Genomic DNA, 23,728 nt, shown 5'->3' with positions numbered 1-23,728 from the left:
TTTTTCTTGCGCATATACTAGTATTTTGTTATATTATCCATATAATAATTTTGAATAACATCACTCGTATATACTCGGTAATATGGTCCGAGCGTTTCTACCTAGTTCCCAATGAAAGAACTGGACTACGGGTTAAAGTATTCGGGCGCTCTATGTAATGTGCGCTACCGATTTATAATTTTGCATGTGCTTAATTAACTTTGACTACCGTAGTTCTAGAAAGTAGAGAATCTTCTACAATTTCTAGAACTTTTTTGTTTGGACCAAAAGCATCGAGTATAGAAAACAACAAGAGAAAGAGGAGATTATTTATGAAGAAGAATACGTTGTAAAAATGTGCTACCCTAGTAACTACTGTTGCATTGTCATTCTCGATACTTGCGGGATGTGATGCGAGTCCGAAACAAGTTGAGGCAAAAAGCAATCAAAAACCAATCTTAATTCAAGGGCCAATGCCGATAGAAGCAGAAAAGTTTGCGAAAAGGCTAAAAAATGTGAAAGAAGAAAAGTCTGGAACTTTTGTATTTTATAAAGGAACTGTCGACAATTATCCTGTAATCGTTGCGAAAACAGGTAAAGGAATGGAGAATACAGCAGCTGCTACAGCGGTGGCTATTGAAAAATATAAACCTACAGCAATTATTAACCAAGGAACATCAGGTGGACATGATCCAAATTTAAATGTATTTGATATTGTGTTAGGAAAACAAGTTGCAAATATAGGTTCATTAAAAACAACAAATATGGATGAGAACCAAGGAATTGAGCCGACAAAATGGATATCTATGGACTTAATGGCTTCTGAAGGAAGTGCAGGAGAAGATCCAAATGCTGAGAAAATCCGATACTACGAAGGAGATAAGGAATTACTTGCAGCGGCTCATGCAGTGAAAGATAAATATACAAAAGGTAAAGTAGTTGAAGGTACGATTGGTTCAGCAGACGTTTGGAATAACGAAGTTGATAGAATTAAGTGGTTCCATACAAAATACGGTACATCTGTAGAAGAAATGGAAGGAGCTGCTGCAGCTCAAATCGCAAAAGCTTATGACGTACCGTTTTTAGGGATTCGAGTATTATCTAATAATAAAACAAACGGTGGGAAATATAACCCAAATACAGCAGCGGCAAATCAAGAATATGTATATGAAGTAGTTAAAAAATATATAGATTCAATGCAAAGTAAATAGTAGTAGTTCTGTTCCAGCATAAACGTCAAGTAACTGTAACTGTAAATGTTTTCGAGACGGATAAACTTGTCTTAGGAATGGTAGTTGAAAAAGAAAAGCTTGTTTCTTATAGAAAATATAAGAAACAAGCTTTTTTATTTAAAATAAATTGGGTAATTAAACTATAACATCAATATATAACGTTGAATATCATAATAATATAATGGAGGTGATGTTATATGGCTCTTACTACAGGACCAATTGAAAACGTAGGAAATCAACCTGCTAATGCAAATAGAGTTAGGGTAAAAATCCTTAACCGTACTGCTGGCCCACTTACTGGAGTAGCTAGAGTTTTTAGACTTGACGGTTCATTAGTATTAATTGAACAGGTAAACTTCAATGTAAATTCTAATGCTTCTACTTTTGCAACTCTAAGTTTAGTTCATCCTGCTCTTGGACAAGCATTTGAATATGAAGTTCAAATTGTTCCTAATCAACCTGGTGGACTATATAGTGTTTATGGACTAACAGCTGACAGTGTTATCATTACTGCACAACGTATTGTGAACTCAGAATTGACACAGTTTCTTTAATTAAAATAGATTGGTGCCTACATGGTATCCAATCTATTTTTGTACGTATTATTCAGAGAAAGAAAGGTTTTACACAAAAATAAAGACAGTTATGGAAACGGGAAAAGTCGAGTTATCATCTTGATTTTTATTATTTCTGTCTTAGACTGTATCTGTTTTGTTGCACGGTTTTCTTTGAATGCTTTTTATTCAAACTGTTTTTTAAAGTATTTATCAAATATGCATTATTGCATAAATAAATTTAAATTTATAAGTTAATATTAAACTACTTTTTAGTTGTAAAGAATATGTTAATAATCTTTATAAGAGAAGGATATTCCTTGTAAAAAGTGAAATTGTTTGGAATGTGAATAAACAAAAAGTTTAGAAGTGATACAGACTGGATAGAGTCTTGTATTAAATAAACAGAAAAGGGGTATGGGTTTCTAAAAGGTTTCGGGGGTTAGAAAGCATTTTTTAGTGAATAGCTTCAAATTATATTTTAAAGGGGAATGGGTATATGAAGTTTCGAAATACAAAGATTGCTATGGTTACACTATCTTCATTTTTTATTTTAGGTTCTGCATCTCTATCATTCACAGATACTATACACGGTGAAGTAGCTCCTGCATCAGCACAAGAGATTATTGTAAAAAGTTATGACGATACATATTATAATAATGCAATAGGAAAAACGGGGTTAGAATTAAAGAAGGAACTGCATAATATTATTGATAATCATACAAAGTTATCATACAGTGCGGTTTGGGAAGCACTAAGAGATACTGATGAAGATCCAAATAATAAAAATAATGTGATACTCTTATATACTGGTCGTTCGCAAGGGAAGCTTACGAATGGATCAGGAGTAAATAACTGGAACCGAGAGCATGTTTGGGCAAAATCTCACGGTGACTTTGGAACGACTGCAGGACCTGGAACAGATCTACATCATTTAAGAGCGACGGATGTATCTGTAAATAGTTCACGTGGAAATCTAGATTTTGATAATGGTGGTGTGAATCATTCTGAAGCGACAGAATGTAAATATGATAGTGATTCTTGGGAACCTCGTGATAGTGTAAAAGGAGATATCGCTAGAATGCTGTTTTATATGGCTGTTCGTTACGAGGGAGACAACGGCGAAATAGATTTAGAACTAAATGAAAAAGTGAATAACAATAAAGATCCATACATGGGGAAACTATCTGTCTTATTAAAATGGAATGAACAAGACCCGGTCGATGATTTAGAGCGAAAGCGTAATGAAGTGATTTTTACAAAATATCAACATAACCGCAATCCTTTTATTGATCATCCTGAATGGGTAAATAAAATTTGGAACTAAGATTTTTAAAGGTATTATATTTTGATAGAAGGGATTGATCATTATGATCAATCCCTTCTTATATTTTTACTAGAATAAATGATTTTAATAGGACTAGTGAGGGAAATAGAATAGATATTTATATGGAACGATAGTACTTATTTATCTAGTTAAGTATTTAGTAAGGTCCCCACTCAATATTCACCCCAACAATAAGAAAAACAAGTCCAATGATAAACCAAATGAGTGCAAGTGGAGCCATGAAACGAATCCATTTTCCATAAGAAATCCCGCTCGCTGCGAGAACGCCCATTAAAACACCAGAAGTTGGATTTAAGCAGTTTACTACACCTTCTCCAAGCATAACAGCTTGTACTGTAACTTGGCGTGTAATGTGCATGAAATCAGCTAATGGAGCTAATATCGGAATGAAAATAACCGATTCTCCTGTCCCGGATGAAATGAGGAAATGTAATGCGGCACTACTCACATACATGCCGATAACACCAAATACAGGGCTTTGTCCTTCGAGAGCTTGTGCGAGTTGGTTAACGATTGTATCAAGTAATTTGCCTTGTTCTAAAATGACTGAAATACAGCGAGCCATTCCGACGATTAAAGCACCGTAGATAAGATTTTGGCAGCCAGTTAGAAAAGTGGATGCGATATCGTTTGCTTTCATGCCACCTATTATTCCTGCTGTAATTGCTATGAAAATAAAAGTAGCGGTCATTTCTGCGTCCGTCCAATGTAGACGAAAAGCGCCTATTAAAAATACAATTAACGATAAAGCTGAAACGAGTAAAATTAATTTATGACGTATCGTCCAAGGGACTTCTTTTTTCTCTGTTTCTTTTTCGCTTGAAAGAGCGTTACTGGGAAACCAGTTGTCGCCAAGGATGCTTCCTTTATTTGATTTTTTCAAGCGTTTTACATACCAATTTATATAAAGGATAGTGGCAAGTAAAAAAGATATATAGATTGCGGTGCGTAAACCAATCCCGGAAAACATCGGAAGTTCTGCGATCTTTTGTGAAATGCCTAAAGGTGAGGGAGATAAAATAGTAGCATTAAAACCAGCATAAGTACCTAAATAAATAATTGCTACACCGACGATAGCGTCCCATTTTAACGTGCGTGCAACGATAATGCCGATGGGGATAAAACCGATAACTGAGTTAACGATAATACCAGTCGTTCCAAGAATAGAAAAAAGCGCAGCAACTATACAAATGAAAAGTAATTGCTGATTACGAAATTTGTTAATAACATGATAGATTAAACCGTCAAGAGCACCTGTTTTTTCAAGAATTGCAATGGCTCCACCTGTAAATAAAATTAGAAAGATAATAGGAGCAGCAAGTGTCATTCCTTTTTCAATAGCGGTAAAAAAAGAAACAAATCCTACGGGTGATTGCGGAACAGAATGGTAGCTACCTGGTATTGTCGTTGTAACGGTCCCGTTTGTAACCCTTTTAAATTCTCCAGCAGGAACGAAGTACGTAGCAATGGCGCAAAGTAAGGCAATAAAAAATAGTAGTACGTACGCATCAGGCATTTTAAACTTTGGTTTACTAGGTTGTTTTTTTGCCTCAGTTTGTATTTGCATAAAATCCCTCCTTCTTCACTTTATTAATTTTAAATATTCTGAATTTAATCCGTGAAATAGATTATAATAAAGGTAGCTTCTTAAGGCAATAGTTTTTGTATCCTTTCCCGTACATACAAATTATTGCAATATTAGACAGGGAAACGATAATAAGCCAAGAATATGTTATGTAGAAAGAAAAAGGAAAAGAGGGAACAAGATGTGGAAAACTACTGATCTATGTGATGAATTTGAAAAGGAATTACAAATATGTCGCCAGTCTTTTCGGTCTTTTGGGAAGAAAGAACAATTCCACGGGAAAATTGCAACTGTAAAAGTGAAAGATGATAATGTACTAGTGAAGGAAGGATTGCAAACATTACCAGAAGGAACAGTATTAGTTGTTGATGGCGGAGCGTCTACGAATTGTGCTTTACTCGGTGATAATTTGGCAGCTATTGCGGAAGAAAGAAAGCTAGCAGGAATTATTGTGAATGGGTATGTTCGTGATTCTAGTGAACTAAAGAATATTAATATTGGTATTTTAGCGTTAGGAACGATGCCAAATAGAAGTGTGAAAGAAGGAAAAGGAGAACGAAATATTTCATTGCACTTTGGACAAGTAGAATGGAATCCAAATGAATATGTCTATGCGGATGAAGATGGCGTCATTATTAGTGAAAAGAGTTTACATAGTTAAGAGTTAATAAGTTATTATTCTTAGAAAATAAATCCGATAAATCATGGACAAAATTCTTTGTCAATAGTAAAATAATACAGAAATTTAAAATTTACAGAATGTATAGGTTTATCGTTTTACGATAACTTAAATGGGAGTAAGTTGTGCCAAGAAAAGTGAATGTTATCACAATGATACGTTCATAAACAAAATTATTTTTCCTATACAAATATAGCCGCGAATGATGCGGGTAGGAGGTGTTGTACATTTTTGTTCGACACTTACAAAAAGAGAGTGTCAATCGCACGCCCTTGAAGGGCCTTTTTTTGTGTAAATGGTAGTAAGGGAGGAAATTTTGGGATGGCAATGTTGAAAAAATGGCTGCTTACATCATTAATGGCAGTGACACTTGTATTTGTTTCTTTTGCGAATACAGTACATATTACGTTTGCTGAAGGAAATACAGCAAAACTTGCAATTATTGGGGAATCACAAAAAGGCATTATGTTATGTCCGAAAGAAGAGCAAATTAAAGATGGAGAAACAGCTTTAAGTTTGCTGCAAAAGGTCATGGGGGACAAGGTAGAATCTGAAACGATGTCGTTTGGAACATATGTAAAAGGCATCGATGGTTTAATGGCCGGGGCTACAAGTGCTTGGCTGTATGATGTAAATGATCAGTCTGCAGAAGTCGGAGCAGATAGTTATAAATTAAAATCTGGAGACGTTGTTGTCTTTCGTTTTGTTTCAGACTGGAGCAATATAAGCCAGGAAACATTGAAAGAAACGTTAGATAAGTTCGGAACGTGTAAAACAGAAGAACCAAAACCAGAAGGCGAAAATGGTAAACCGACAGTCGAGCCAAAACCAGAAGGTGAAAATGGTAAGCCGACAGTCGAGCCAAAACCGGAAGGTGAAAATGGCAAACCGACAGTCGAGCCAAAACCGGAAGGTGAAAATGGCAAACCGACAGTCGAGCCAAAACCGGAAGGTGAAAATGGTAAACCGACAGTCGAGCCAAAACCAGAAGGTGAAAATGGTAAAAAACCAGAACAACCAAAGCAAGAGAATGTTCAAATTCCAGCGAAGCAATTAGAGGAAGCAATCTCAAAAACATCTGACAAGATGTTACAAGATGGAATTGAAAGTGATTGGGTAGCTGTAGCGCTTTCTCGTTCTGGAAAGAATGTGCCAATTGAGGCAAAATTAAATTATGTTAAGTCAGTAACTGAAAAAGTAGAAAAGCGCATTAATCGTTTTTCAGCGACAGATTTAGCTAGAACAATTATTATGATGAATGCAATGAGTGCAGACCCTAAAAATGTAGGTGGACATAATTTAGTTCAAAAATTGTATGAGTCAGATAAAGTGAATTCTGTTACAGGTTATGCATTTGCTTTACTTGCATTTGATACGAAGAAGTATGAGATTCCAGTTGAATCAAAATGGAACAGAGTTGCTCTAGTGGAAGCACTGTTAAATAATCAGCATACAGACGGTGGATGGACTTATAATAGTTCAGGTAGTAAAGATAGTGCTAGTAGCGTTGATGTAACAGGTATGGTTTTATCAGCATTAGCTCCTTATCAAGAGCGATCAGATGTGAAACCAGCTATACAAAAAGCTGTTGCGTATTTATATAACGAACAGCTGCAAAATGGCGGTTTTTCAGCTGATGGACAAGAAAATTCAAATAGTACTGCGCAAGCAATTATTGGATTATCACTTGTTAAAGATGTAGATCAAAATCGTCTTCATAAGGCAATGCAAAACCTATTATCATATCAACTTTCAAATGGTGAATTTAAATGGTTACCAAGTGATCAAAATGGTAACGGAATGGCTACAGAACAGGCTCTTTTAGCATTACTTCAATTTAAAGAAATGGGAAAATCTATTTATGATTGGTCTAATGTAGACGCTGGTGATGTAATTAAGCCAAAACCGATTGAAGAGCCAGAAAAGGTCGTTGAACCAGAAAATAATGTAGTAGAAAAAGAAGTTACTGAAGAACCGAAAGAACAAAACCAAGTACAACAAGAAACAAAAGATGAAAATCTAAAAGTAGTTGTAGATAACGAACCGGTTAAGAATAAAAAAATCGGAAACGGTAACAGTCTACCAAAAACAGGAGCATCTTCTCATAGTGCAGCAACAGAAGTAGGTATGGGTGTATTATGTATTGCTTCTGCATATGTATTATGGAGACGTAAAGCAGCTTAACAAAAAATTAGGAGCAATTATTTGCTCCTAATTTTCGTATGAAAGGTGAGAGATAGGATGAGTAAGGTGAAATGGTTCATTTCTTTACTGCTTTCGCTCGGGCTACTTGCCGGATGTGAAGAGGCAGCTGTAAAGCCTGAGAAGAAGGTAGAACCGAAGCAAGAAGAGGTAGCGAAACAAGAAGAACAAAAAGATGAAGCGAAGCCGGAAGAAAAAACAGAAGAAAAGCAAGCTGAATCAGAGCAAAAGCAGCAAGAAGAGCAGAAAGAGAAACAAGAACAAAAAGTAGAAGAGAAGCCGAAAGAGGAAAAGCCGCAGGCACAACCAGAGGTAAAGAAAGAAGAGAAACAACAGGAACAACCGAAAGAACAGCCGGCTGTAAATAAGCAACCAGAGCAGCAACAAGCACAAGAAGAGAAACAACAACCGAAAGCACCAGAAGTAAAAGAAGAAGCAAAGGTTGTGAATCAGCCGAAAGAAACACCGAAGCAGGAGCAAAAAGTTGATCCGAATAAAGCGGAGAAAACGATACCGACTCCGGCAGTACCAAAACCTGAACCACCAAAACCAGATCCAGTACCAGTACCGAAACCACAAGCAAAACAAGTAACAATCTCGGTAAAAGGAAATAACGGATATATAATGGGTGCGAAAAAGATGGATGTACAAGAAGGCGATACAGTGTATAAAGTATTGCAACGTACAGGATTAGATGTTGATGCAAGCGGATCTAGAGATAGTATTTATGTAAAAGGTATTAATGATTTATATGAAAAAGATATTTCGGATACTAGTGGTTGGAAATATCGTGTGAACGGTGCTTTTCCAAACCATAGTGCTGGTGTAGCTACGGTAAAACCAGGAGATACAATTGAGTGGGTATACGTATTACAATAAGAAAGGCATTCGGTAAAGGGCTATGAAAATAAGTTTTTCTTCTTTACATCCTTTTGTGAATTTTTTCTATTATATCGGGGTGATGATACTATGTATGATGTGTCTTCATCCTCTTTTTTTAATTGGAGCAATAGTATTAATTATTATGTTAAATGTGATGCAAGGAAATAGCGAAAAGATAAGAAAGATGCTACCGAGCACAATTGTTTTCTTTTTTATGGTAATTTTATTTAATTCGTTATTAACGCATAGAGGTCGAACTACGTTGTTTTGGTTAGGTGATAGCCGTATTAAGCTTGAGGCGATTATGTTTGGAATAGTAATGGGGTTATTACTAGTTGCAGTTATGTTTACGTTTGCGTCATACAATGATATTATTTCCAGTCATAAATTTTTATATTTGTTTTCAAGAATTTCACCGAAAGTTGCATTGTTAACGATGATTACAGTGAGATTTGTTCCTTTGTTTATAAGGCGATTAAAGAAAATCACACTCGTTCAAAAGACGAAAGGTGTGCAGGTAGATTCAGGTTCGATAATTGAACGCGTCAAAAATGGTATGCAATTGCTGCAAGTATTATTAATTTGTTCATTGGAAGATGCACTGCAAACGGCAGATTCTATGCAAGCTCGTGGATTTGGTGTAACGAAACGTACGACATATATTCGCTATAGAATGGAAAAACGAGATTGGTATACGCTCAGTTATTTAAGTATTCTATTTATAATTGCTATCATATGTAGTACGTATGGCGGAGGAAAGTTAATCATTTATCCGAAAGTCGAATCTATTTTATTTCAGCAATACGATGGGATGATGTTTATCGTATTTACGATGTTTATTAGTTTACCAATTATAATGGAAGGAAGGGAATGGTTATGGTGGCGCATGCAGAAATAAACAATTTATCATTTGTATATGCTGATGAAAACGAAAAAGCGTTACAGCATATTTCTCTTTCTGTTCAAAAAGGAGAGTTTATTGCACTTGCCGGCGGATCAGGATCCGGGAAGACGACTTTATTAAAACATTTTAAAAAAGAATTACTTCCAATTGGTAAGCGTACTGGGGATACATATTATGATGGTACTTTATTAGAAAATGTACCTGATTTGTTATCTGCTCAAGAAATTGGTATGGTATTTCAAAATCCAGAAAATCAACTCGTAATGGATACAGTTATTCAAGAATTAGCATTTTCTTTAGAAAATATTGGGTTACCATCACATATTATTCAAAAACGAATAGCAGAGCTTATTAGCTTTTTAGGATTTCAAGATTTATTGCATCAATCTGTTCACACGTTATCTGGTGGGCAAAAGCAACTTGTTAATTTAGCTGCGGTATTAGTTATGCAGCCGAAATTGCTATTATTAGATGAACCGACAGCGCAGTTAGATCCAATTGCTGCAAAAGAGTTTTTAGGATTATTAAAACGGATTAATGAAGAACTTGGAATTACGATTATTTTAAGTGAACATCGTTTAGATGAAGTTATCCCGCTTGCAACACGCGTTGTTTGTATGGATAATGGCTGTATTATGTATGATGGTAGTCCTAAAACTGTTATTACGAATATGTGGGGAGTAGAAACATTCCGTCCATTTATTCCGCAAATTCCAAGGCTATTTTTAGAGTGGAATGTGAGAGATATTCCGTTTACGGTGCGAGAGGCGCAAATGAAAATGAATAATTTTTCAGCGATATCATATGTAAATGAGCTAATAGCACAAAGTGAAAAGCAAGAGGTAATTTTAAGCGCAGAGCATATTTCGTTCCAGTACGAAAAAAATAGTCCGCTTATTTTACGTGATTTATCAGTTTCGATTGAAAAAGGAAAATGGGTAGCGCTCGTTGGAAAGAATGGGACAGGGAAGTCTACACTGTTAACGCTTTTAGCTGGTTTGCAAAAAGTGAGAAGAGGGAAAGTAAAGTGGAATGGGAAAGTGATACATAAAATTGATTCGAAAGAACGGTTTAAAAGTATTGGGTATGTATCGCAGCATCCATATTATCATTTTACATTTGATACAGTGTGGGATGAGGTGTATGAACGTGCACGTGAATTATACGGAGAACAAGGAAAAGAAATAGCAGAAGATACGCTAAAACAGTTTTGGTTGTACTCGCTTAAAGAACGCCATCCGCACGATTGTAGCGGAGGAGAGCAACAATTACTTGCGTTATGTACGACATTATTATCAAAGCCAACTTTATTATTACTTGATGAACCGACAAAGGGGTTAGATCCATGGAAGAAAGAAAGAGTAGGAGAACTATTTAGGGAGCTGCAAAAAGAAGGTACAACAATTGTAATGGCAACGCATGACATTGAGTTTGCAGCGAAATACGTGGATCAATGTATGATGTTATTTGATGGAGCAGTTATTATGAATGATGCACCGAAAGAATTTTTTAGTGGTAACTTCTTTTATACAACATCTATTAATCGATTCATTCGAAAAGAATTGCCATATGCATTAACGTGGGAGGATGTGTACGAAGCGTGTCCAAACGATATGTTGCATTCATAATAGGTATTTTTGCAGTAATAATAGGCACATTACTCTTTACTACACTTATTATGGACGGTTATTACATGTTAAGTAGTTTGTTTTTATTAGTTGTTATTATGTTACCTTTCTATATTCGTTTTGAAAGGAAGGCGTTTGTTTCACGTGAAATTGTTCTCGTCGCTGTATTAGCGGCAATTGCAGCAGTTAGCCGCGTACCATTTTCTATTTTACCGAGTGTACAACCAACTTCTTTTGTTATTATCGTTTCTGCAATTGTGTTTGGAAGTGAAGCGGGTTTTATGATCGGTGCAACAGCAGCGATTGTGTCTAACATCTTTTTAGGGCAAGGTCCGTGGACGCCGTGGCAAATGTTTTCATGGGGTATGATTGGTTTTATAGCTGGATTATTGCGTAATACATTTTTAATGAAAAAGCTATGGGGGAGACTTCTTTACGGAGTAATTGTTGGTTTTTTATTTGGTTGGATTATGAATTTCTGGGGCCTTCTCGGTTTTATACGAGAAGCAACGTGGGAAACTGTCATTTCGTATTACATCGCAAGTTTTTACTTTGATTTAAGTCATGCGATTTCGAATGTTATTTTCTTACTACTATTTAGTACGTCTTGGATTACGATTCTCACAAGATTTAAAAAGAAATACGGTATATTAGATAAGCATAACATAGCATAGAAAAGCATACTCATATAAGGTAGGGTCGCGACTTACATATTCGTTTGCCTCTTTCATGCTTCTTACATATTGTAAGGAGCATTTTTTTGTCAAAAAATAGATTCAATATGCATCCGCTATTATATAAAATTATTTGTATAATAGTACGTGAGAACTCTTTTCAAAAGGGAGGTGTATAGTTAATGAAGTTAGTTATTCCGAAGCAACATGGTGCATGGGCTATGCTTGTTATACCTTTTCTATTAAGTATCATACTTGGGAAACCTACTATTTATCATATTCCATTGTTTATAGCATGGTTCTTTATCTATTTAGCCACGTATCCATTTCTTACGTACATAAAGCAAAGAAGAAAAAAAGAATTTTTACATGCTGCTATTGTTTACTTTACTATCGCGTTCCTATTTGGGATGATTTCTTTATTATATGAGTGGCGAATTCTTTTATTCGTAATAGTAATGATTCCATTATTTATAGTGAATATGTATTACGCTCGTCAAAAAAATGAAAGAGCACTATTAAATGATATTTGTGCGATCATTGTGTTTTGTGTTGGTGGGTTAATTAGTTATTATTTTTCAATGAAACAAATCGATCATACAGCATTATTCATTGCACTTATTTCATTCTTATACTTTTTAGGTAGTACGTTTTATGTGAAAACGATGATACGTGAGAAAAATAATCCGAAGTATCGTTTTATATCTTGGGGTTATCATATTCTATTAACAATCATTGTATTTGCAATTAATCCGTGGTGCTCCCTTATTTTTATACCAAGTGTCATTCGAGCCATTATATTGTATGGCAAAAAAATTTCTATTATAAAAGTAGGGATTTTAGAAATTGTGAATTCTGTATATTTTTTAATCATAACGGCAATAATTATGAAGTATGCCATTTGAAAAAACTTCCCACTTTATGATGGGAAGTTTTTTCAATCTTGTTCTAAAATGTGAACGGTGTAATCGCAGCGTTGAATAGCTTGTTCGATCGCATAAAGGGATTGCTCAATACGAGCGCGATTAAAATCTTTTTCAACAGTCTGTAGTGCTTCTTCTAAACAATGTTTTGCTTCTTGTAATGATTGAAAAGAATCTTGTACATATCCGCGAGCATTTTGATGCATTTCATAATCCTCCTTGCATATTCATATATGTATAGTATGAACAGTAAAGAAGAAAATATTATTTGTTATATTTGTTTGACAATTAAAATGAAATTACGTATAGTAAGAATTAAGTGAATATTTTCTTATCCAGAGAGGTGGAGGGACTGGCCCGATGAAACCCAGCAACCGCGATGCAGGTGCTAATTCCAGCAGAACATATTTGTTCTGGGAGATAAGACGAAGATATATACGTAACTTCTTCTTATCGGAGAGGTTTTTTTGTTGCAAAAAAACCGATTACGAAAATTTATATTAAGAAGAAAGGGGTTGCGCATTGCTGTGACACTCGAAAAATACGTAAAACTGCGTAGTACAGTTTATGAATATATGATAGAGCAAGATAAGCCAATATCATTGTTAGATATTCAAGAACATATCGTTTCGCATCATGAAGGAAAATTCACGAAAAAGATGTTACATCAATTTTATTTATCAAGACTATTAGATGAACTGAAACTGGATGGGAAAATTACATTAGCTGATGAATATCTCTATACTGAAAAAGGGGTATTTTATAAGGCGAGAAAAGGGAGCTAAGCTCTCTTTTTTTTTAAATAACGGAGTATGTAGAGTAAAAGACTGCTTAAGCAGCCTGATACAGGGAATGGTGTTGAGTGTGTAGTGTCAAAAATTGAATGTGCCTGAAAGAGGCAATTCGTATCGGCTGCAAATGAAAAGAGACACCTTCGCCGAATAGGTGTCAGTCGTTTTGTCACGTAGACTTGCTACTTAACAGTAATTAGAATAACATGCAGGATTTTTGAAGTCAAAAGGGAATTAAAGGAAGGGGTACAATTATGTACGCTTACTTATTAAAAGATATAACGAAATGGATCCCAAAGTACATTGTAGATAAGGGATATGAATATTATGAAGATGGACATGTAGAAGATGTTGAAATACAAGATAAAAAAGTGTTTGCTTTCGTTACTGGAAATGCAGGGAATTATGAAGTAGTTATCGATCTCGAAGATTTTTCAAAAAGTAGTTGCGAATGTCCGTATGAAAATTATTGTAAACATATGGCGGCAGTTGTTTATGATATTCAAGGTGCTGGTGAGAGTGCAGTTAAAGAGAAACTGAAAGATTTAGAAAAAGAAGAGTTACTTACTGTATTAAATCGACTGTTGCAAAGTTCGAAAAACGTACAAATTGTAGAGAAGTTATTAAAGAAGGGGTAACTTTAACGATAGAGGGAGTTGTTTTGTAGTGAACGTACTGATTATATACGCTCATCCTAATCCTTCAAGTTTTAACGGGGCAATTTTAGAGCATGTGCAAAAAGGGCTACAGGAAACAAATCATTCGGTTACGTTGCTTGATTTATACAAGGAACAATTTGATCCGGTACTTGTATTCAATGAAGAGAAGAAAAGACGTGATTTAATAAATGAAGAAGAGACAGCGCGGTATAGAAAATTAGTGGAAGAAGCAGATACACTTCTCTTTATATATCCGATATGGTGGTGGGGGATGCCAGCTATTTTAAAAGGTTTTATTGACCGTATTTTCGTAGCTGGATTTGCTTATAAATATGAAGGGGCTCTGCCGAAAGGATTATTGCAAAGGAAAAAAACGTGGGTTATTAATACGTTAGACTCGCCTCTATGGTACGTCGCATTGTTATATCGATCAGCAGATTGGATTATGATGAAGAGAGGTGTTTTACGTTTTTGTGGCATTCGTGATATAAAACGGTCAGTTTTTCAATCTGTGAAAACGAGTAAAGTATCAAAGCGCGAAAAATGGTTATTACAAATAGAAGAAAAGGCTCGTACATTATGAATGAAGTCGATCGTATTATAAACTGTTGTCAGTATGATAACGAACTTTTTCGGAAGTATATTACGTGTTTACTTCAATTGAAAAAATGCAGCGATACATTTCAACAAATTCAAATAGAGTTAAGAAATGATTATTTAATAAGGGGAATTTGTGAAAGAGAAGTTGATGAGGTAGTACGGGGAAGTAAAGAATATGAAATGCATTTTCTTCCTAAAGTATTACAGTGGAATTTTTTGAGGGAACATCCACACCTGATTGGAAAAATTTGCGAAGATTTTTTTGCATTTGAGTCATTACATCTTAAGGACATAGAGTGGAATACAGTTATAAATTGCATGGGAAATAAATGATTTATTATGTAAAAAAGCTAGTATAAAACTAGCTTTTCGTTTAAATAAATAAGAAGCATAGACTAATGATAAAACCTGCATATAGTAAGTTCACGACGCAAAATCCCATAATATCACGAGCACCTAAACCAGCTATCGCTAATGCTGGTAATGCCCAGAAAGGTTGAATTAAATTCGTCCAAGCATCGCCCCACGCAATGGCCATTGCAGTTTTTGCAGCAGGTACACCAAGTTCAGCGCCAGCTGGAATCATAATTGGTGCTTGCACGGCCCATTGACCGCCACCAGATGGAACGAAAATATTAACGATGCCAGCACTTAAAAATGTAAAGAGCGGAAAAGTCGTTTCATTTGAAATGCTAATAAAGAAATTAGAAATAGCTCCTCCAAGTGAAAGTCCTTCACTATTTACTCCAATCATCATGCCCATAATTCCTGCGTAAAACGGAAATTGAAGTAAAATGCCAGAAGCACTTTTCGTAGAGTCTGAAAAAGCGCGAATATACTGAATCGGAGTACGGTGGAAAATAAGACCTGCAATTAATAACATAAAAATCACGATATCGAGAGTAAGGTTAAAACCTTTCGTATAAAAGTAATTGAAAATATAAATGAGACCTAACAATCCAACGCAAAGTGTAATAATAATGCTATTTTCCATCTTTTCAGCGAACGTATTATTTTCTACTTCTTGAGCAGCAGCTTCTTCATGGAACACGCTAGGATCTACAGTTATCGTATGTTTTTCATCTGGATGCATCGCTTTATTAATGAGAGGCATCGTAACGAGAAAAATAATAACTGGAACGAGAGCGTATGGTGAGAATAACGTTTCTGTTATCGGAATCGCCTCTTTAATACTTCCAGCAGTCGTTTTAATTAACGTTTCACCGCCTGTTGCTAACGTAAGAGGGATAGAGGCAGAAAGACCGGCATGCCAAATGAGAAATCCAGAGTAAGAAGAGGCAATTGCTAGTCTATAATCTAATCCGTCCAGTTGCCTTGCCACTTCTTTTGCGTATAAAACAGATACAATAATTCCAAAGCCCCAGTTTATGTATGCACCAAGTAAACTTACAATTGAAATGGCAATAATGCCTTGGCCATTCGTTTTTGGTAGTCTGGCAGCTTTCGTTAATCCTTTTTTAATAAGAGGAGCATTTGCTAAAGCAGATCCAGTCACGAGTACAAGTGCCATTTGCATAGAAAAGGCAAGGAGTCCCCAAATTCCATTACCCCAGTGATTAATCATTTCTACAGGTGTTTGGTGAGTCGCAAACATACCAAAGAAGATAACGAAAACAGTTAGTAAACATGATAAAATAAACGGTTCTGGCAAGAAGCGTTGCACTAAGGCGACGCAACCATTTGTAAAGGAACGAAACAAAATAGATCAACCTCCTTATGTATATGTATTAAAATTATTCGAGGTTGTTTGGGAGATAACCTTTAATGTAAAGAAAATTCAGATATTTATAGAGTGGTAATTTATTGATAGGTTGATATAGAGCCTTGTATCAGATTCTGCTTTTAATATACTAGAAGAAAACGGTTGGAAATGGGGTAGCACTTATAGGGATAGTATAGAGAAAGGTTACTAGCTTGCTTCAAAGCAACTGTTGCAAAATGGTCAAAAAATAAAGTTCATCATCCCGGAAGAAACTTTATTTTCATCTATAGAAGAAATTTTCGACCAATATGAACAGACAATCTTTGTAAGGGAAGTGTTTTAAAGGAAACGATTAATTTATTATCTTTTTAATAAAGTGATAGAAAGCTTCATTAAAAAGATGAAGCTTTCTACTTATAAAAGATAACAAAAATAATACATTCATTACTACATTTGTGTGCGAATTCAAGAAAAATTAAACCACCTAGCTCCTAAAGAGAATATAGGAAGCAGATGGTTTAGATGTTTTGAGAAGTATCCTGTTTTCAGGATTTAGTTAAGATTATTGATTTGCATTTTTATATCGATTAAATTTAAGTTTCTGGAATAATTGTAATAGCAACGGTCCGAATCGGAGCCTCTATTTCGTCATCTTTACTTTGGTTATTGTAGTATTTAATCATTAATTCGTTAAGTTCGTTTTGAAATTTTTCAAAGTGTTCCTCATCTAGCTTTAATTCTACTACAGAAAAAGTAGCCTTATCTTCTTGACTGTTTTGTTCCTCTAATTTCTTAAGGTAACTTTGATATTGTGTCATAAGTGATAACTGATAATAGGAAATGTAGTTTAACTTTTCATCATCAGATAATCCTTTCCATTCACTTCCTTCAATTTTTGCATCTTCTTCATTGATTGCGTAATATTTTTCAGAAACAGATTTTACCTTTTTTTCTTTAATTACATGAACGATACCTGAATCAACCATAGTTTGCAGCTGTCTATATAGTGTTGCTTGTGGTACATTTTTAATGATTTTTACCATTTCTAATGGTGTTAACCCATCTTCTTTATTTCTCATTAACACTAGGCAAATTTTCATTCTTACCGGATGCATTAAAATTTCAACTTTATTACTCATTATATCACCTTATGTATTGTTTTTTATTCTCATTATAAATAATGAGAATAATGATTGCAATCCATCCGTTTTTATTTTATCATTATCAATAATGATAATGAGATTTAAAAGGAGTGATGACAATGAAAATACATTATGGATTGAATGATCTTAAAGACATTGATATTATGGCTTTTCTACCCATTATATTACCAGTTATTGCAGTGGGAGCACTTTTAGTTTTAATTGCATTCATTGATTTATATCGACATAGGAAAACAAGAAAAAATGTACTTGTATGGACGTTAATTATTCTTTTCGTTAATATATTGGGACCTATCTTGTACTTTGTTATAGGGAGAAAGGACAGTGAGAAATTATGAAATTAGAGATTAAAAATGTAATAAAATCATTTAAAGGAAAAATTGCTGTGAATAATTTCTCGATGGAACTGCAAGCGGGGGAATGCGTCGGATTAATTGGACCGAACGGAGCAGGGAAATCCACATTAATAAAAGTAATTTCGGATATTATTCATCCAACTGCTGGTGAAGTTTTATTGAATGGGATAAAAATATCAAAAATGAAAAGTGAAATTGGTTATTTACCGCAATATCCTAATTTTTTTCATTGGATGACAGCGAGAGAAACACTTACCTTTATGGGCCAACTTTCGGGGTTGAAAAAAGAAGAATTGTCAAAGTCGATTCCAAAAATGTTGGAGAAAGTTGGACTAAAGGAAGAAGAAAATGCAAAGGTTAGTACATTTTCTGGTGGAATGAAACAACGACTTGGTATTGCACAAGCATTATTGCATAAACCTTCGCTTATTGTCATGGATGAACCAGTATCCGCATTAGATCCGATCGGCCGGCGGGAAGTATTGAATCTGATTAAAGAAATAAAAAAAGATACAACCATTTTATTATCAACCCACATCTTAAGCGATGCAGAAGAAATCTGTGAACGATTTGTCATTATAAAAGATGGAACAAAAATAGAAGATACAACGATTACGGAACTTTTACATCGTAATAGTGAAAATAAATTAATGATTGAAATAACAGCAAAAGATCAAAAGTGGATTGAAATTGTAAAAAAATTACCGTATGTGAAGGACGTTGAAGTGGTTGGGCTTAAAATCAAAGTGAAGGTTGAAAGTATTGAAATAAATAAAAATATGTTATTGCAAAATGCACTCGAACAGAAAGTGAACATCGTTAAATTTGAAATGAGCAACGATACTTTAGAAGAAATCTTCTTGAATTTGGTGGTGCAAAAATGAATAACTCAATTGTATTGATAAAAAAAGAATGTGTTCAAATGTTACGTGATTTCAAGATTATTTGGCTACCAATTGTTTTTATATTTTTAGGCGCAACACAACCGATAGTAATTCATTATTTGCCATCAATTTTAGAAGCGTTAGGTGGAGGACAGGGAATTACCATTGATCCGAGTATGGCAACGCAAAAAGGGGGCGAAGTATTAGCGAGTACTTTGGGATCCCAGTTTGATCAGCTTGGACTTATGATTCTAGTGATTTCTATGATGGGTGCAATTCAAACAGATAAAGCTAATGGTATGTTGGCCTTTATTTTAACAAGGCCCGTTACTGTTACTTCATATGTAGGTGGGAAAATAGTGTCAAACTATTTAATGGTAGCGTTTAGTGTAACAATTGGATACGTAGCTTCTTATCTATATGTAAATTTTCTTTTTACTGCCGTTCCATTTGCACACCTAATTACTGGATTACTATTTTATCTAATTTGGGTTCTTTTTATCGTATCTTTCACAACAATGATAAGTGCTATTTTTCACAGTCAAGGTATTATTGCATTAATTTCAATTGTATTCCTTTTAGCCTGCAGAGTAATCGTCGGTTTGAATCCAATAATGGATCAGCTTAATCCAGCCGGTATGAGTAAGTATGCAATGGAAACGTTAGTCACGGGGGTAGTAAATTCAAACGCAATAATTACTGGATTACTAACTATAGTGTGGATTTTATTGACACTCTTCGTAACGTATTATTGGATTGCTAATAAAAAGTTTCATTATGAATAACCGTGATGAGGGTAGTGGTTTCAAATAAAACAACGCAATAAGAAGAAGCTTCCACTACCGTGGAAGCTTCTCCAAATGATGTGCAATATCAATATACATATTTGAGTAAACTGAATGTATTTCATTACTTGGCGTAGCGTTAGAAGAGAAGTGGACAATTACCATATTTGCTTTCGGATCAATGTAAAGTGTTTGTCCGTAACTACCTAACACTTCAAAAGCACCCTGTTCATTGTGGGGAATCCACCATTGATTATGATAAGAAATGGAAGCTCCAGGGCCAATTGCAAGTTCACCTTCTTGGACATTTTTTATATCTTCAGTAATAGAAGAAGGGAGAATTTGTTTTCCGTTATATTCCCCGTTGTTTAATAGTAATTGCCCGAATCTCGCCATATCTCTAGCAGTTGCATTTAAGCCAGCGCTTGCTTGTTCTATTTTTGTTTCATCTGTAACGTAATACGCGTTTTCTTCCATACCAATTTGAGACCAAATTCGTTCGCTTACATTTTCAGCTAGTGATTTACCAGTAATAGTTCTAATAATCCAAGCGAGCGTTTCTGTTGATCCGTTATTGTAAGAAAAGGAAGAACCAGGCGGTGCAGTTTCTTCGGCTTCTCGTAACATATCATAAATTTTCATCGGACCGTCGTAATTTTTGCCGCGGGGTAAAATATTGCTAGCTAAATATAATTGTGCATCTTGATTTTCTAGCCCAGGCTGCTCATATCCGTGGGTCGGGTATTCTGCTGAAACTTGCATGTCCATTAATTGCTGAAGTGTCGCTTTTCCGAACGGTGTATTTTTTAATTCTTTTATGTAAGTGTCAGCTGTTTTCTCTAAATCAATACGATTTTCTTCAGCGAGAGATTGTATAATTGCCCCGGTAAAGACTTTTGCTAATGATGCCATACCATGAGGTTCATTCTGTTTATACCCATTGAAATATCGTTCATAAACAAGTTGTCCATTATGTACAACGACAAAAGCATCTGTTTTGTTATCGTCTAAAAGTTTTTTTAGAGGAGTTGTATTTCCGAATCTACGCTCCACAGCAAAATCGTCTAAGTTTTGCAATGCGGAAGGGAAGTGAGCAGTTTGGTCAGGATTGATTTTTACGTCATTAACTAAAGTGAATTCTTTCATATGTGTATACGACCAACGTAAGTAAGGGTCATTTAACCAGTTTTCTTTTGTCACATTATGTTTTGATGGGGTCGTTTTATTTTGTTTGAAGTAAGTAAACCCAAGTCCTGTAATTACAAATATGAATGTTAGTATAAGTAAGAGTAGGGGAGATTTTTTTAGTTTCATATATGGCCCTCCTTTTTATTTCTACTATAAGTATACGCTCGTCTTGAAAGAAATACAAAATAAGGAAAGTAAACGGGGAAGTTTACTTTCCTTATTAACGTTAAGCGGAAATTTTTCCGTCTGTAGATTGTTTCTTGAATTTTTGTTTTCGTCCGTGTAATCCATAATATAAAAGTAAAGTGAAAGCAACGATAATAGCTGCGATAAAATACATATTATGATAACTAGATTTCGCTGCGACAATACCTAAAATGAAAGAACCAAAGCCAATACCACTATCAAAGAATGAGAAATACGTAGCTGTCGCAGAACCACGTCTATGGTTTGGAGCAGCAGAAATCGCAATCGTTTGGAAACTCGGAATTAATGTTCCGTAACCTAAACCGATTAGCATACCTGCGCCAAGGAACCAAAATGAAGTTTGTGCTTGGCTTAATATGAACATTCCGATTGTGAAAATAATGATAGCGGGGTAAACGAGTACATTTTCACCGAAGCGATCAAAAATCTTTCCTGTAAATGGACGAGAAATGACAACAACAAGTGCGTATACAATAAAGAAATAACTTGCAATTTCACTTAAACCGAGTTCTTTCGCATAAATAGGAATAAAGGATAAAATACCACTATAAGAAAAGGCTAAAACAAATCCTGTAAGTGCAATCGGAATAGAAGATGGTTCGATTAAGTCTTTCCATTTCATTTTTTCACGTTTTTGTTTGCTCACAGGTGCTTCATGCGGAATATCTACAAGTAGTCCTAATAAAAATGCAAGTAATGAAAATACGGAACAAACGATAAATAAAACAGTAAACGAAAAATGAGAAATAATTGTTAAACCTAAAAAAGGACCAATTACCATCGGCAGACTCATAAATACGCCGAAATATGCAAGTGCTTCGCCTCGTCGATGAGCTGGCGCAACATCAGTTACAATCGTACCGGTAGCTGTCGTTGCCATCCCGAACCCAATACCGTGCAAGAAGCGAAGGGCAAGTAATAAGAATAAACTTTGCGCACCGAAATACATAACAGTAGCGGCTAAAAATAATGAAAGTGAAATAAATAATATTTTCTTTCTTCCTAAATCATCGAGCCATTTTCCTGTGAATGGTCTACATAAAACAGAAGAAATAAGAAACACAGTTGCAACTAAACCAATTTCCTCAGGTTTTCCTTTTAGGCCGTCTATTACATAGACAGGCAGAGTAGTCATAAGCATGTAAAATGTTAAGAAGAGAAATAGACTACTAAAACAAGTTCCGAGGAAATCCTTCGTCCAAAGTTTCTCACTTTGCATCGTCATCCCTCCAATTTAATCTAAATTTTTAATAATTTGTTGTAACACTTGAAATGCTTGATGTAAATCATCTTCATTAATACCTTCTAGCGTTTTTTCTTCGAAAGTATCAACTTCTTCTTGCCATACTGGAATCATCTTTATCGCTGTTTCGGATAAAGAAATGAGCTTCTCGCGGCGATCTTTACCTTCTGTACGAATAATCCATCCCATCGTTTCCATACGTGTTAACGTACGAGTCATCGTTGGTGATTCAACATTTAAATATTGGCATAATTCTGTTTGCGTACAAGAACCAGTTTGATTAATGCGGAAAATAACAGCCCACTGCGCACTAAATAACCCAGTTGGAGATACACGTTCATTAAATTTCTTCGTAAACTTTCGAGAAGTCTGGCTGACGATATGAAAAAAATGTTGTTTTTCGTCCATGTATTTTGATCCTTTCAAATTAGTTACCTAGCTAACTATATACTTTTTTATAATAATTGTCTAGTAATAGACATGTTGATTTATGTAAAAAATTCTTATAGGTTTTATGTTGCGAACGTATATTCTACGTGCTATTCTTTAATTAAGTAAAGAATTTTCTTTCTATTAAATAGAATGGGGGAACTTGTGATGATTAAGCCTGCAACAATGGAGTTTGTTTCACTATCGAACGGAGAAACGATTGCATATCAGGAAGTTGGAAGGCGAAATACAGATATTCTTGTACTCATTCACGGGAACATGACATCGTCACAACACTGGGATTTAGTCATTGAAAAGTTGCAAGATCAATATCATATTTACGCTCTTGATTTAAGAGGATTTGGACAATCAACATATAATAAGTCGATAGATTCATTACAAGATTTTGCAGAAGATGTAAAATTATTTATCGACGAGTTAAAGCTAGAGAAATTCTCATTAATGGGCTGGTCAATGGGCGGTGGTGTTGCGATGCAATTTACAGCGAATCACCCAACTTTTGTAGAAAAGTTAATTTTAGTAGAATCAGTAGGAATGAAAGGATACCCAATCTTTAAAAAAGATACGAATGGGCAGCCAATCGTATCAAGTTTAGTAAAGACGAAAGAAGAAATTGCGCAAGATCCAGTACAAATCGCTCCAGTATTAGACGCGATAAAAAATATGAACAAACTATATTACCGTACAGTATGGAATCTATTAATATATACACATAATCAACCTGAACCGGACCGTTATGAAAAGTATTTAGATGATATGTTAACGCAACGTAATTTCGTAGATGTGAATTATGCGCTCATTACATTTAATATTTCAGATGAACATAATGGGGTTGTAGAGGGAAGTAAGCAAATTCATCATATTAAAGCTCCAACGCTTGTCATACAAGGTGATAGAGATTATGTCGTACCGCAAGTAGTCGGTGAGGAATTAGCGAAACATTTGCCAAATGCAGAGTTGAAGGTGTTAGAAGATTGCGGACACTCACCGTTTATTGATTGTTTAGATGTATTTATAAAACATGTAGAAGATTGGCTAGAATAGAAAGAATCCCCAAAATGAAAAGTTTTGCATATACTATAACATTTG

Annotated in this window: 25 protein-coding genes, 1 pseudogene and 2 riboswitches; of the genes and pseudogenes, 19 read left to right on the top strand and 7 right to left on the bottom strand. The window is 35.0% G+C overall.

Going from position 1 to position 23,728, the window contains the following annotated elements; all coding sequences use genetic code 11:
- Nucleotides 1-44 precede the first annotated feature (44 nt).
- A riboswitch (purine riboswitch) is annotated at nucleotides 45-148 on the top strand.
- Between the two features lie 214 nt (nucleotides 149-362).
- From MHH27_RS16865 to MHH27_RS16855, 3 genes are all read left to right on the top strand, one after another.
- Complete coding sequence (locus MHH27_RS16865) at nucleotides 363-1,190, top strand: 5'-methylthioadenosine/S-adenosylhomocysteine nucleosidase (protein ID WP_340943432.1); 828 nt, start codon at nucleotides 363-365, stop codon at nucleotides 1,188-1,190.
- A gap of 218 nt (nucleotides 1,191-1,408) precedes the next feature.
- Nucleotides 1,409-1,765: a hypothetical protein gene (locus tag MHH27_RS16860; protein WP_001229424.1), complete on the top strand. Its 357-nt coding sequence runs from the start codon at nucleotides 1,409-1,411 to the stop codon at nucleotides 1,763-1,765.
- A 499-nt stretch (nucleotides 1,766-2,264) separates the two neighbouring features.
- Nucleotides 2,265-3,092 carry an endonuclease I family protein gene (locus tag MHH27_RS16855; RefSeq protein ID WP_016512554.1) on the top strand — a complete coding sequence of 276 codons (828 nt, stop codon included), beginning with the start codon at nucleotides 2,265-2,267 and terminating at the stop codon, nucleotides 3,090-3,092.
- Nucleotides 3,093-3,249: 157 nt separating this feature from the next.
- Here the strand turns inward: MHH27_RS16855 and MHH27_RS16850 are convergent, their stop codons facing one another.
- On the bottom strand, nucleotides 3,250-4,680 hold the full coding sequence (locus tag MHH27_RS16850; RefSeq protein ID WP_098684175.1) for a YfcC family protein: 1,431 nt from the start codon (nucleotides 4,678-4,680) through the stop codon (nucleotides 3,250-3,252).
- 199 nt (nucleotides 4,681-4,879) lie between these two features.
- On the opposite strand from MHH27_RS16850, the gene rraA reads away from it, so the two are divergent.
- The 7 genes from rraA to MHH27_RS16815 all read left to right on the top strand — a co-directional run bounded on the left by rraA (nucleotide 4,880) and on the right by MHH27_RS16815 (nucleotide 12,572).
- A complete protein-coding gene (gene rraA / locus MHH27_RS16845) occupies nucleotides 4,880-5,359 on the top strand; it encodes a ribonuclease E activity regulator RraA (RefSeq protein ID WP_029442832.1) in 480 nt (159 codons plus the stop codon).
- 339 nt (nucleotides 5,360-5,698) lie between these two features.
- Complete coding sequence (locus tag MHH27_RS16840; RefSeq protein WP_336820398.1) at nucleotides 5,699-7,561, top strand: DUF4430 domain-containing protein; 1,863 nt, start codon at nucleotides 5,699-5,701, stop codon at nucleotides 7,559-7,561.
- Between the two features lie 57 nt (nucleotides 7,562-7,618).
- Complete coding sequence (locus MHH27_RS16835) at nucleotides 7,619-8,458, top strand: DUF4430 domain-containing protein (protein ID WP_072939079.1); 840 nt, start codon at nucleotides 7,619-7,621, stop codon at nucleotides 8,456-8,458.
- A gap of 22 nt (nucleotides 8,459-8,480) precedes the next feature.
- Nucleotides 8,481-9,359, top strand: coding sequence for an energy-coupling factor transporter transmembrane component T (locus MHH27_RS16830; protein WP_015055161.1), 879 nt, complete (start codon nucleotides 8,481-8,483; stop codon nucleotides 9,357-9,359).
- Nucleotides 9,332-10,993, top strand: a complete 1,662-nt coding sequence (locus tag MHH27_RS16825) for an ABC transporter ATP-binding protein (protein ID WP_016512560.1) — start codon at nucleotides 9,332-9,334, stop codon at nucleotides 10,991-10,993. The genes MHH27_RS16830 and MHH27_RS16825 overlap by 28 nt, the downstream gene beginning before the upstream one ends.
- A complete protein-coding gene (locus MHH27_RS16820; RefSeq protein ID WP_071714306.1) occupies nucleotides 10,966-11,667 on the top strand; it encodes an ECF transporter S component in 702 nt (233 codons plus the stop codon). The genes MHH27_RS16825 and MHH27_RS16820 overlap by 28 nt, the downstream gene beginning before the upstream one ends.
- A 182-nt stretch (nucleotides 11,668-11,849) precedes the next feature.
- Nucleotides 11,850-12,572 (top strand): YwiC-like family protein, encoded by a 723-nt coding sequence (locus MHH27_RS16815; protein WP_072939075.1) that lies wholly within the window; start codon nucleotides 11,850-11,852, stop codon nucleotides 12,570-12,572.
- Nucleotides 12,573-12,604: 32 nt separating this feature from the next.
- Here MHH27_RS16815 and MHH27_RS16810 read toward each other — a convergent pair whose 3' ends face one another.
- Nucleotides 12,605-12,796, bottom strand: coding sequence for a hypothetical protein (locus tag MHH27_RS16810; protein WP_000554029.1), 192 nt, complete (start codon nucleotides 12,794-12,796; stop codon nucleotides 12,605-12,607).
- A gap of 122 nt (nucleotides 12,797-12,918) precedes the next feature.
- Nucleotides 12,919-13,017: riboswitch (SAM riboswitch) on the top strand.
- A gap of 40 nt (nucleotides 13,018-13,057) precedes the next feature.
- On the opposite strand from MHH27_RS16810, the gene MHH27_RS16805 reads away from it, so the two are divergent.
- From MHH27_RS16805 to MHH27_RS16790, 4 genes are all read left to right on the top strand, one after another.
- Nucleotides 13,058-13,375, top strand: a complete 318-nt coding sequence (locus MHH27_RS16805; RefSeq protein ID WP_002094089.1) for a hypothetical protein — start codon at nucleotides 13,058-13,060, stop codon at nucleotides 13,373-13,375.
- Nucleotides 13,376-13,635: 260 nt separating this feature from the next.
- Entirely contained in the window at nucleotides 13,636-14,019 is a 384-nt protein-coding gene (locus tag MHH27_RS16800; protein ID WP_000271532.1) for an SWIM zinc finger family protein, read from the top strand.
- A 28-nt stretch (nucleotides 14,020-14,047) separates the two neighbouring features.
- On the top strand, nucleotides 14,048-14,623 hold the full coding sequence (locus MHH27_RS16795; RefSeq protein ID WP_072939069.1) for an NAD(P)H-dependent oxidoreductase: 576 nt from the start codon (nucleotides 14,048-14,050) through the stop codon (nucleotides 14,621-14,623).
- Complete coding sequence (locus MHH27_RS16790; RefSeq protein WP_001006466.1) at nucleotides 14,620-14,973, top strand: hypothetical protein; 354 nt, start codon at nucleotides 14,620-14,622, stop codon at nucleotides 14,971-14,973. Before MHH27_RS16795 ends, MHH27_RS16790 begins: the two co-directional genes overlap by 4 nt.
- A gap of 40 nt (nucleotides 14,974-15,013) precedes the next feature.
- Here MHH27_RS16790 and MHH27_RS16785 read toward each other — a convergent pair whose 3' ends face one another.
- Nucleotides 15,014-16,360: a short-chain fatty acid transporter gene (locus MHH27_RS16785; RefSeq protein ID WP_000490008.1), complete on the bottom strand. Its 1,347-nt coding sequence runs from the start codon at nucleotides 16,358-16,360 to the stop codon at nucleotides 15,014-15,016.
- Nucleotides 16,361-16,799: 439 nt separating this feature from the next.
- On the opposite strand from MHH27_RS16785, the pseudogene MHH27_RS32045 reads away from it, so the two are divergent.
- Nucleotides 16,800-16,885: pseudogene (locus tag MHH27_RS32045) on the top strand (IS3 family transposase); the annotation flags it as partial.
- Nucleotides 16,886-16,956: 71 nt separating this feature from the next.
- Here MHH27_RS32045 and MHH27_RS16780 read toward each other — a convergent pair.
- Nucleotides 16,957-17,502 carry a transcriptional regulator gene (locus MHH27_RS16780; RefSeq protein WP_340943421.1) on the bottom strand — a complete coding sequence of 182 codons (546 nt, stop codon included), beginning with the start codon at nucleotides 17,500-17,502 and terminating at the stop codon, nucleotides 16,957-16,959.
- A 122-nt stretch (nucleotides 17,503-17,624) separates the two neighbouring features.
- On the opposite strand from MHH27_RS16780, the gene MHH27_RS16775 reads away from it, so the two are divergent.
- From MHH27_RS16775 to MHH27_RS16765, 3 genes are read left to right on the top strand one after another with little or no spacing between them, the layout of a single operon-like run.
- Entirely contained in the window at nucleotides 17,625-17,864 is a 240-nt protein-coding gene (locus MHH27_RS16775) for a PLD nuclease N-terminal domain-containing protein (RefSeq protein WP_000690914.1), read from the top strand.
- Nucleotides 17,861-18,766, top strand: coding sequence for an ABC transporter ATP-binding protein (locus MHH27_RS16770; protein ID WP_000763099.1), 906 nt, complete (start codon nucleotides 17,861-17,863; stop codon nucleotides 18,764-18,766). The genes MHH27_RS16775 and MHH27_RS16770 overlap by 4 nt, the downstream gene beginning before the upstream one ends.
- Nucleotides 18,763-19,551, top strand: a complete 789-nt coding sequence (locus MHH27_RS16765) for an ABC transporter permease subunit (RefSeq protein WP_061660432.1) — start codon at nucleotides 18,763-18,765, stop codon at nucleotides 19,549-19,551. Before MHH27_RS16770 ends, MHH27_RS16765 begins: the two co-directional genes overlap by 4 nt.
- A gap of 54 nt (nucleotides 19,552-19,605) precedes the next feature.
- Here the strand turns inward: MHH27_RS16765 and MHH27_RS16760 are convergent, their stop codons facing one another.
- From MHH27_RS16760 to MHH27_RS16750, 3 genes are all read right to left on the bottom strand, one after another.
- Entirely contained in the window at nucleotides 19,606-20,865 is a 1,260-nt protein-coding gene (locus MHH27_RS16760) for a serine hydrolase domain-containing protein (RefSeq protein WP_090977581.1), read from the bottom strand.
- Nucleotides 20,866-20,965: 100 nt separating this feature from the next.
- Nucleotides 20,966-22,165 (bottom strand): MFS transporter, encoded by a 1,200-nt coding sequence (locus MHH27_RS16755; RefSeq protein WP_001190321.1) that lies wholly within the window; start codon nucleotides 22,163-22,165, stop codon nucleotides 20,966-20,968.
- 15 nt (nucleotides 22,166-22,180) lie between these two features.
- Complete coding sequence (locus MHH27_RS16750; protein WP_000343680.1) at nucleotides 22,181-22,597, bottom strand: MarR family winged helix-turn-helix transcriptional regulator; 417 nt, start codon at nucleotides 22,595-22,597, stop codon at nucleotides 22,181-22,183.
- Between the two features lie 189 nt (nucleotides 22,598-22,786).
- On the opposite strand from MHH27_RS16750, the gene phaZ reads away from it, so the two are divergent.
- Complete coding sequence (gene phaZ / locus MHH27_RS16745) at nucleotides 22,787-23,683, top strand: intracellular short-chain-length polyhydroxyalkanoate depolymerase (protein ID WP_000594875.1); 897 nt, start codon at nucleotides 22,787-22,789, stop codon at nucleotides 23,681-23,683.
- The last annotated feature ends 45 nt before the right edge of the window (nucleotides 23,684-23,728 follow it).

It is taken from the genome of Bacillus sp. FSL L8-0152, from assembly GCF_038006365.1.
GTDB lineage: Bacteria > Bacillota > Bacilli > Bacillales > Bacillaceae_G > Bacillus_A > Bacillus_A cereus.
This window is presented reverse-complemented; position numbering and strand designations above follow the sequence as displayed.

Coding starts and splice junctions, on each gene's coding strand:
- MHH27_RS16860 (WP_001229424.1), top strand. CDS start 1,409: ATGGCTCTTACTACAGGACCAATTGAAAACGTAGGAAATCAACCTGCT.
- MHH27_RS16855 (WP_016512554.1), top strand. CDS start 2,265: ATGAAGTTTCGAAATACAAAGATTGCTATGGTTACACTATCTTCATTT.
- MHH27_RS16850 (WP_098684175.1), bottom strand. CDS start 4,680: ATGCAAATACAAACTGAGGCAAAAAAACAACCTAGTAAACCAAAGTTT.
- rraA (WP_029442832.1), top strand. CDS start 4,880: ATGTGGAAAACTACTGATCTATGTGATGAATTTGAAAAGGAATTACAA.
- MHH27_RS16840 (WP_336820398.1), top strand. CDS start 5,699: ATGGCAATGTTGAAAAAATGGCTGCTTACATCATTAATGGCAGTGACA.
- MHH27_RS16835 (WP_072939079.1), top strand. CDS start 7,619: ATGAGTAAGGTGAAATGGTTCATTTCTTTACTGCTTTCGCTCGGGCTA.
- MHH27_RS16830 (WP_015055161.1), top strand. CDS start 8,481: ATGAAAATAAGTTTTTCTTCTTTACATCCTTTTGTGAATTTTTTCTAT.
- MHH27_RS16825 (WP_016512560.1), top strand. CDS start 9,332: ATGGTTATGGTGGCGCATGCAGAAATAAACAATTTATCATTTGTATAT.
- MHH27_RS16815 (WP_072939075.1), top strand. CDS start 11,850: ATGAAGTTAGTTATTCCGAAGCAACATGGTGCATGGGCTATGCTTGTT.
- MHH27_RS16810 (WP_000554029.1), bottom strand. CDS start 12,796: ATGCATCAAAATGCTCGCGGATATGTACAAGATTCTTTTCAATCATTA.
- MHH27_RS16800 (WP_000271532.1), top strand. CDS start 13,636: ATGTACGCTTACTTATTAAAAGATATAACGAAATGGATCCCAAAGTAC.
- MHH27_RS16790 (WP_001006466.1), top strand. CDS start 14,620: ATGAATGAAGTCGATCGTATTATAAACTGTTGTCAGTATGATAACGAA.
- MHH27_RS16780 (WP_340943421.1), bottom strand. CDS start 17,502: ATGAGTAATAAAGTTGAAATTTTAATGCATCCGGTAAGAATGAAAATT.
- MHH27_RS16775 (WP_000690914.1), top strand. CDS start 17,625: ATGAAAATACATTATGGATTGAATGATCTTAAAGACATTGATATTATG.
- MHH27_RS16770 (WP_000763099.1), top strand. CDS start 17,861: ATGAAATTAGAGATTAAAAATGTAATAAAATCATTTAAAGGAAAAATT.
- MHH27_RS16765 (WP_061660432.1), top strand. CDS start 18,763: ATGAATAACTCAATTGTATTGATAAAAAAAGAATGTGTTCAAATGTTA.
- MHH27_RS16760 (WP_090977581.1), bottom strand. CDS start 20,865: ATGAAACTAAAAAAATCTCCCCTACTCTTACTTATACTAACATTCATA.
- MHH27_RS16755 (WP_001190321.1), bottom strand. CDS start 22,165: ATGCAAAGTGAGAAACTTTGGACGAAGGATTTCCTCGGAACTTGTTTT.
- MHH27_RS16750 (WP_000343680.1), bottom strand. CDS start 22,597: ATGGACGAAAAACAACATTTTTTTCATATCGTCAGCCAGACTTCTCGA.
- phaZ (WP_000594875.1), top strand. CDS start 22,787: ATGATTAAGCCTGCAACAATGGAGTTTGTTTCACTATCGAACGGAGAA.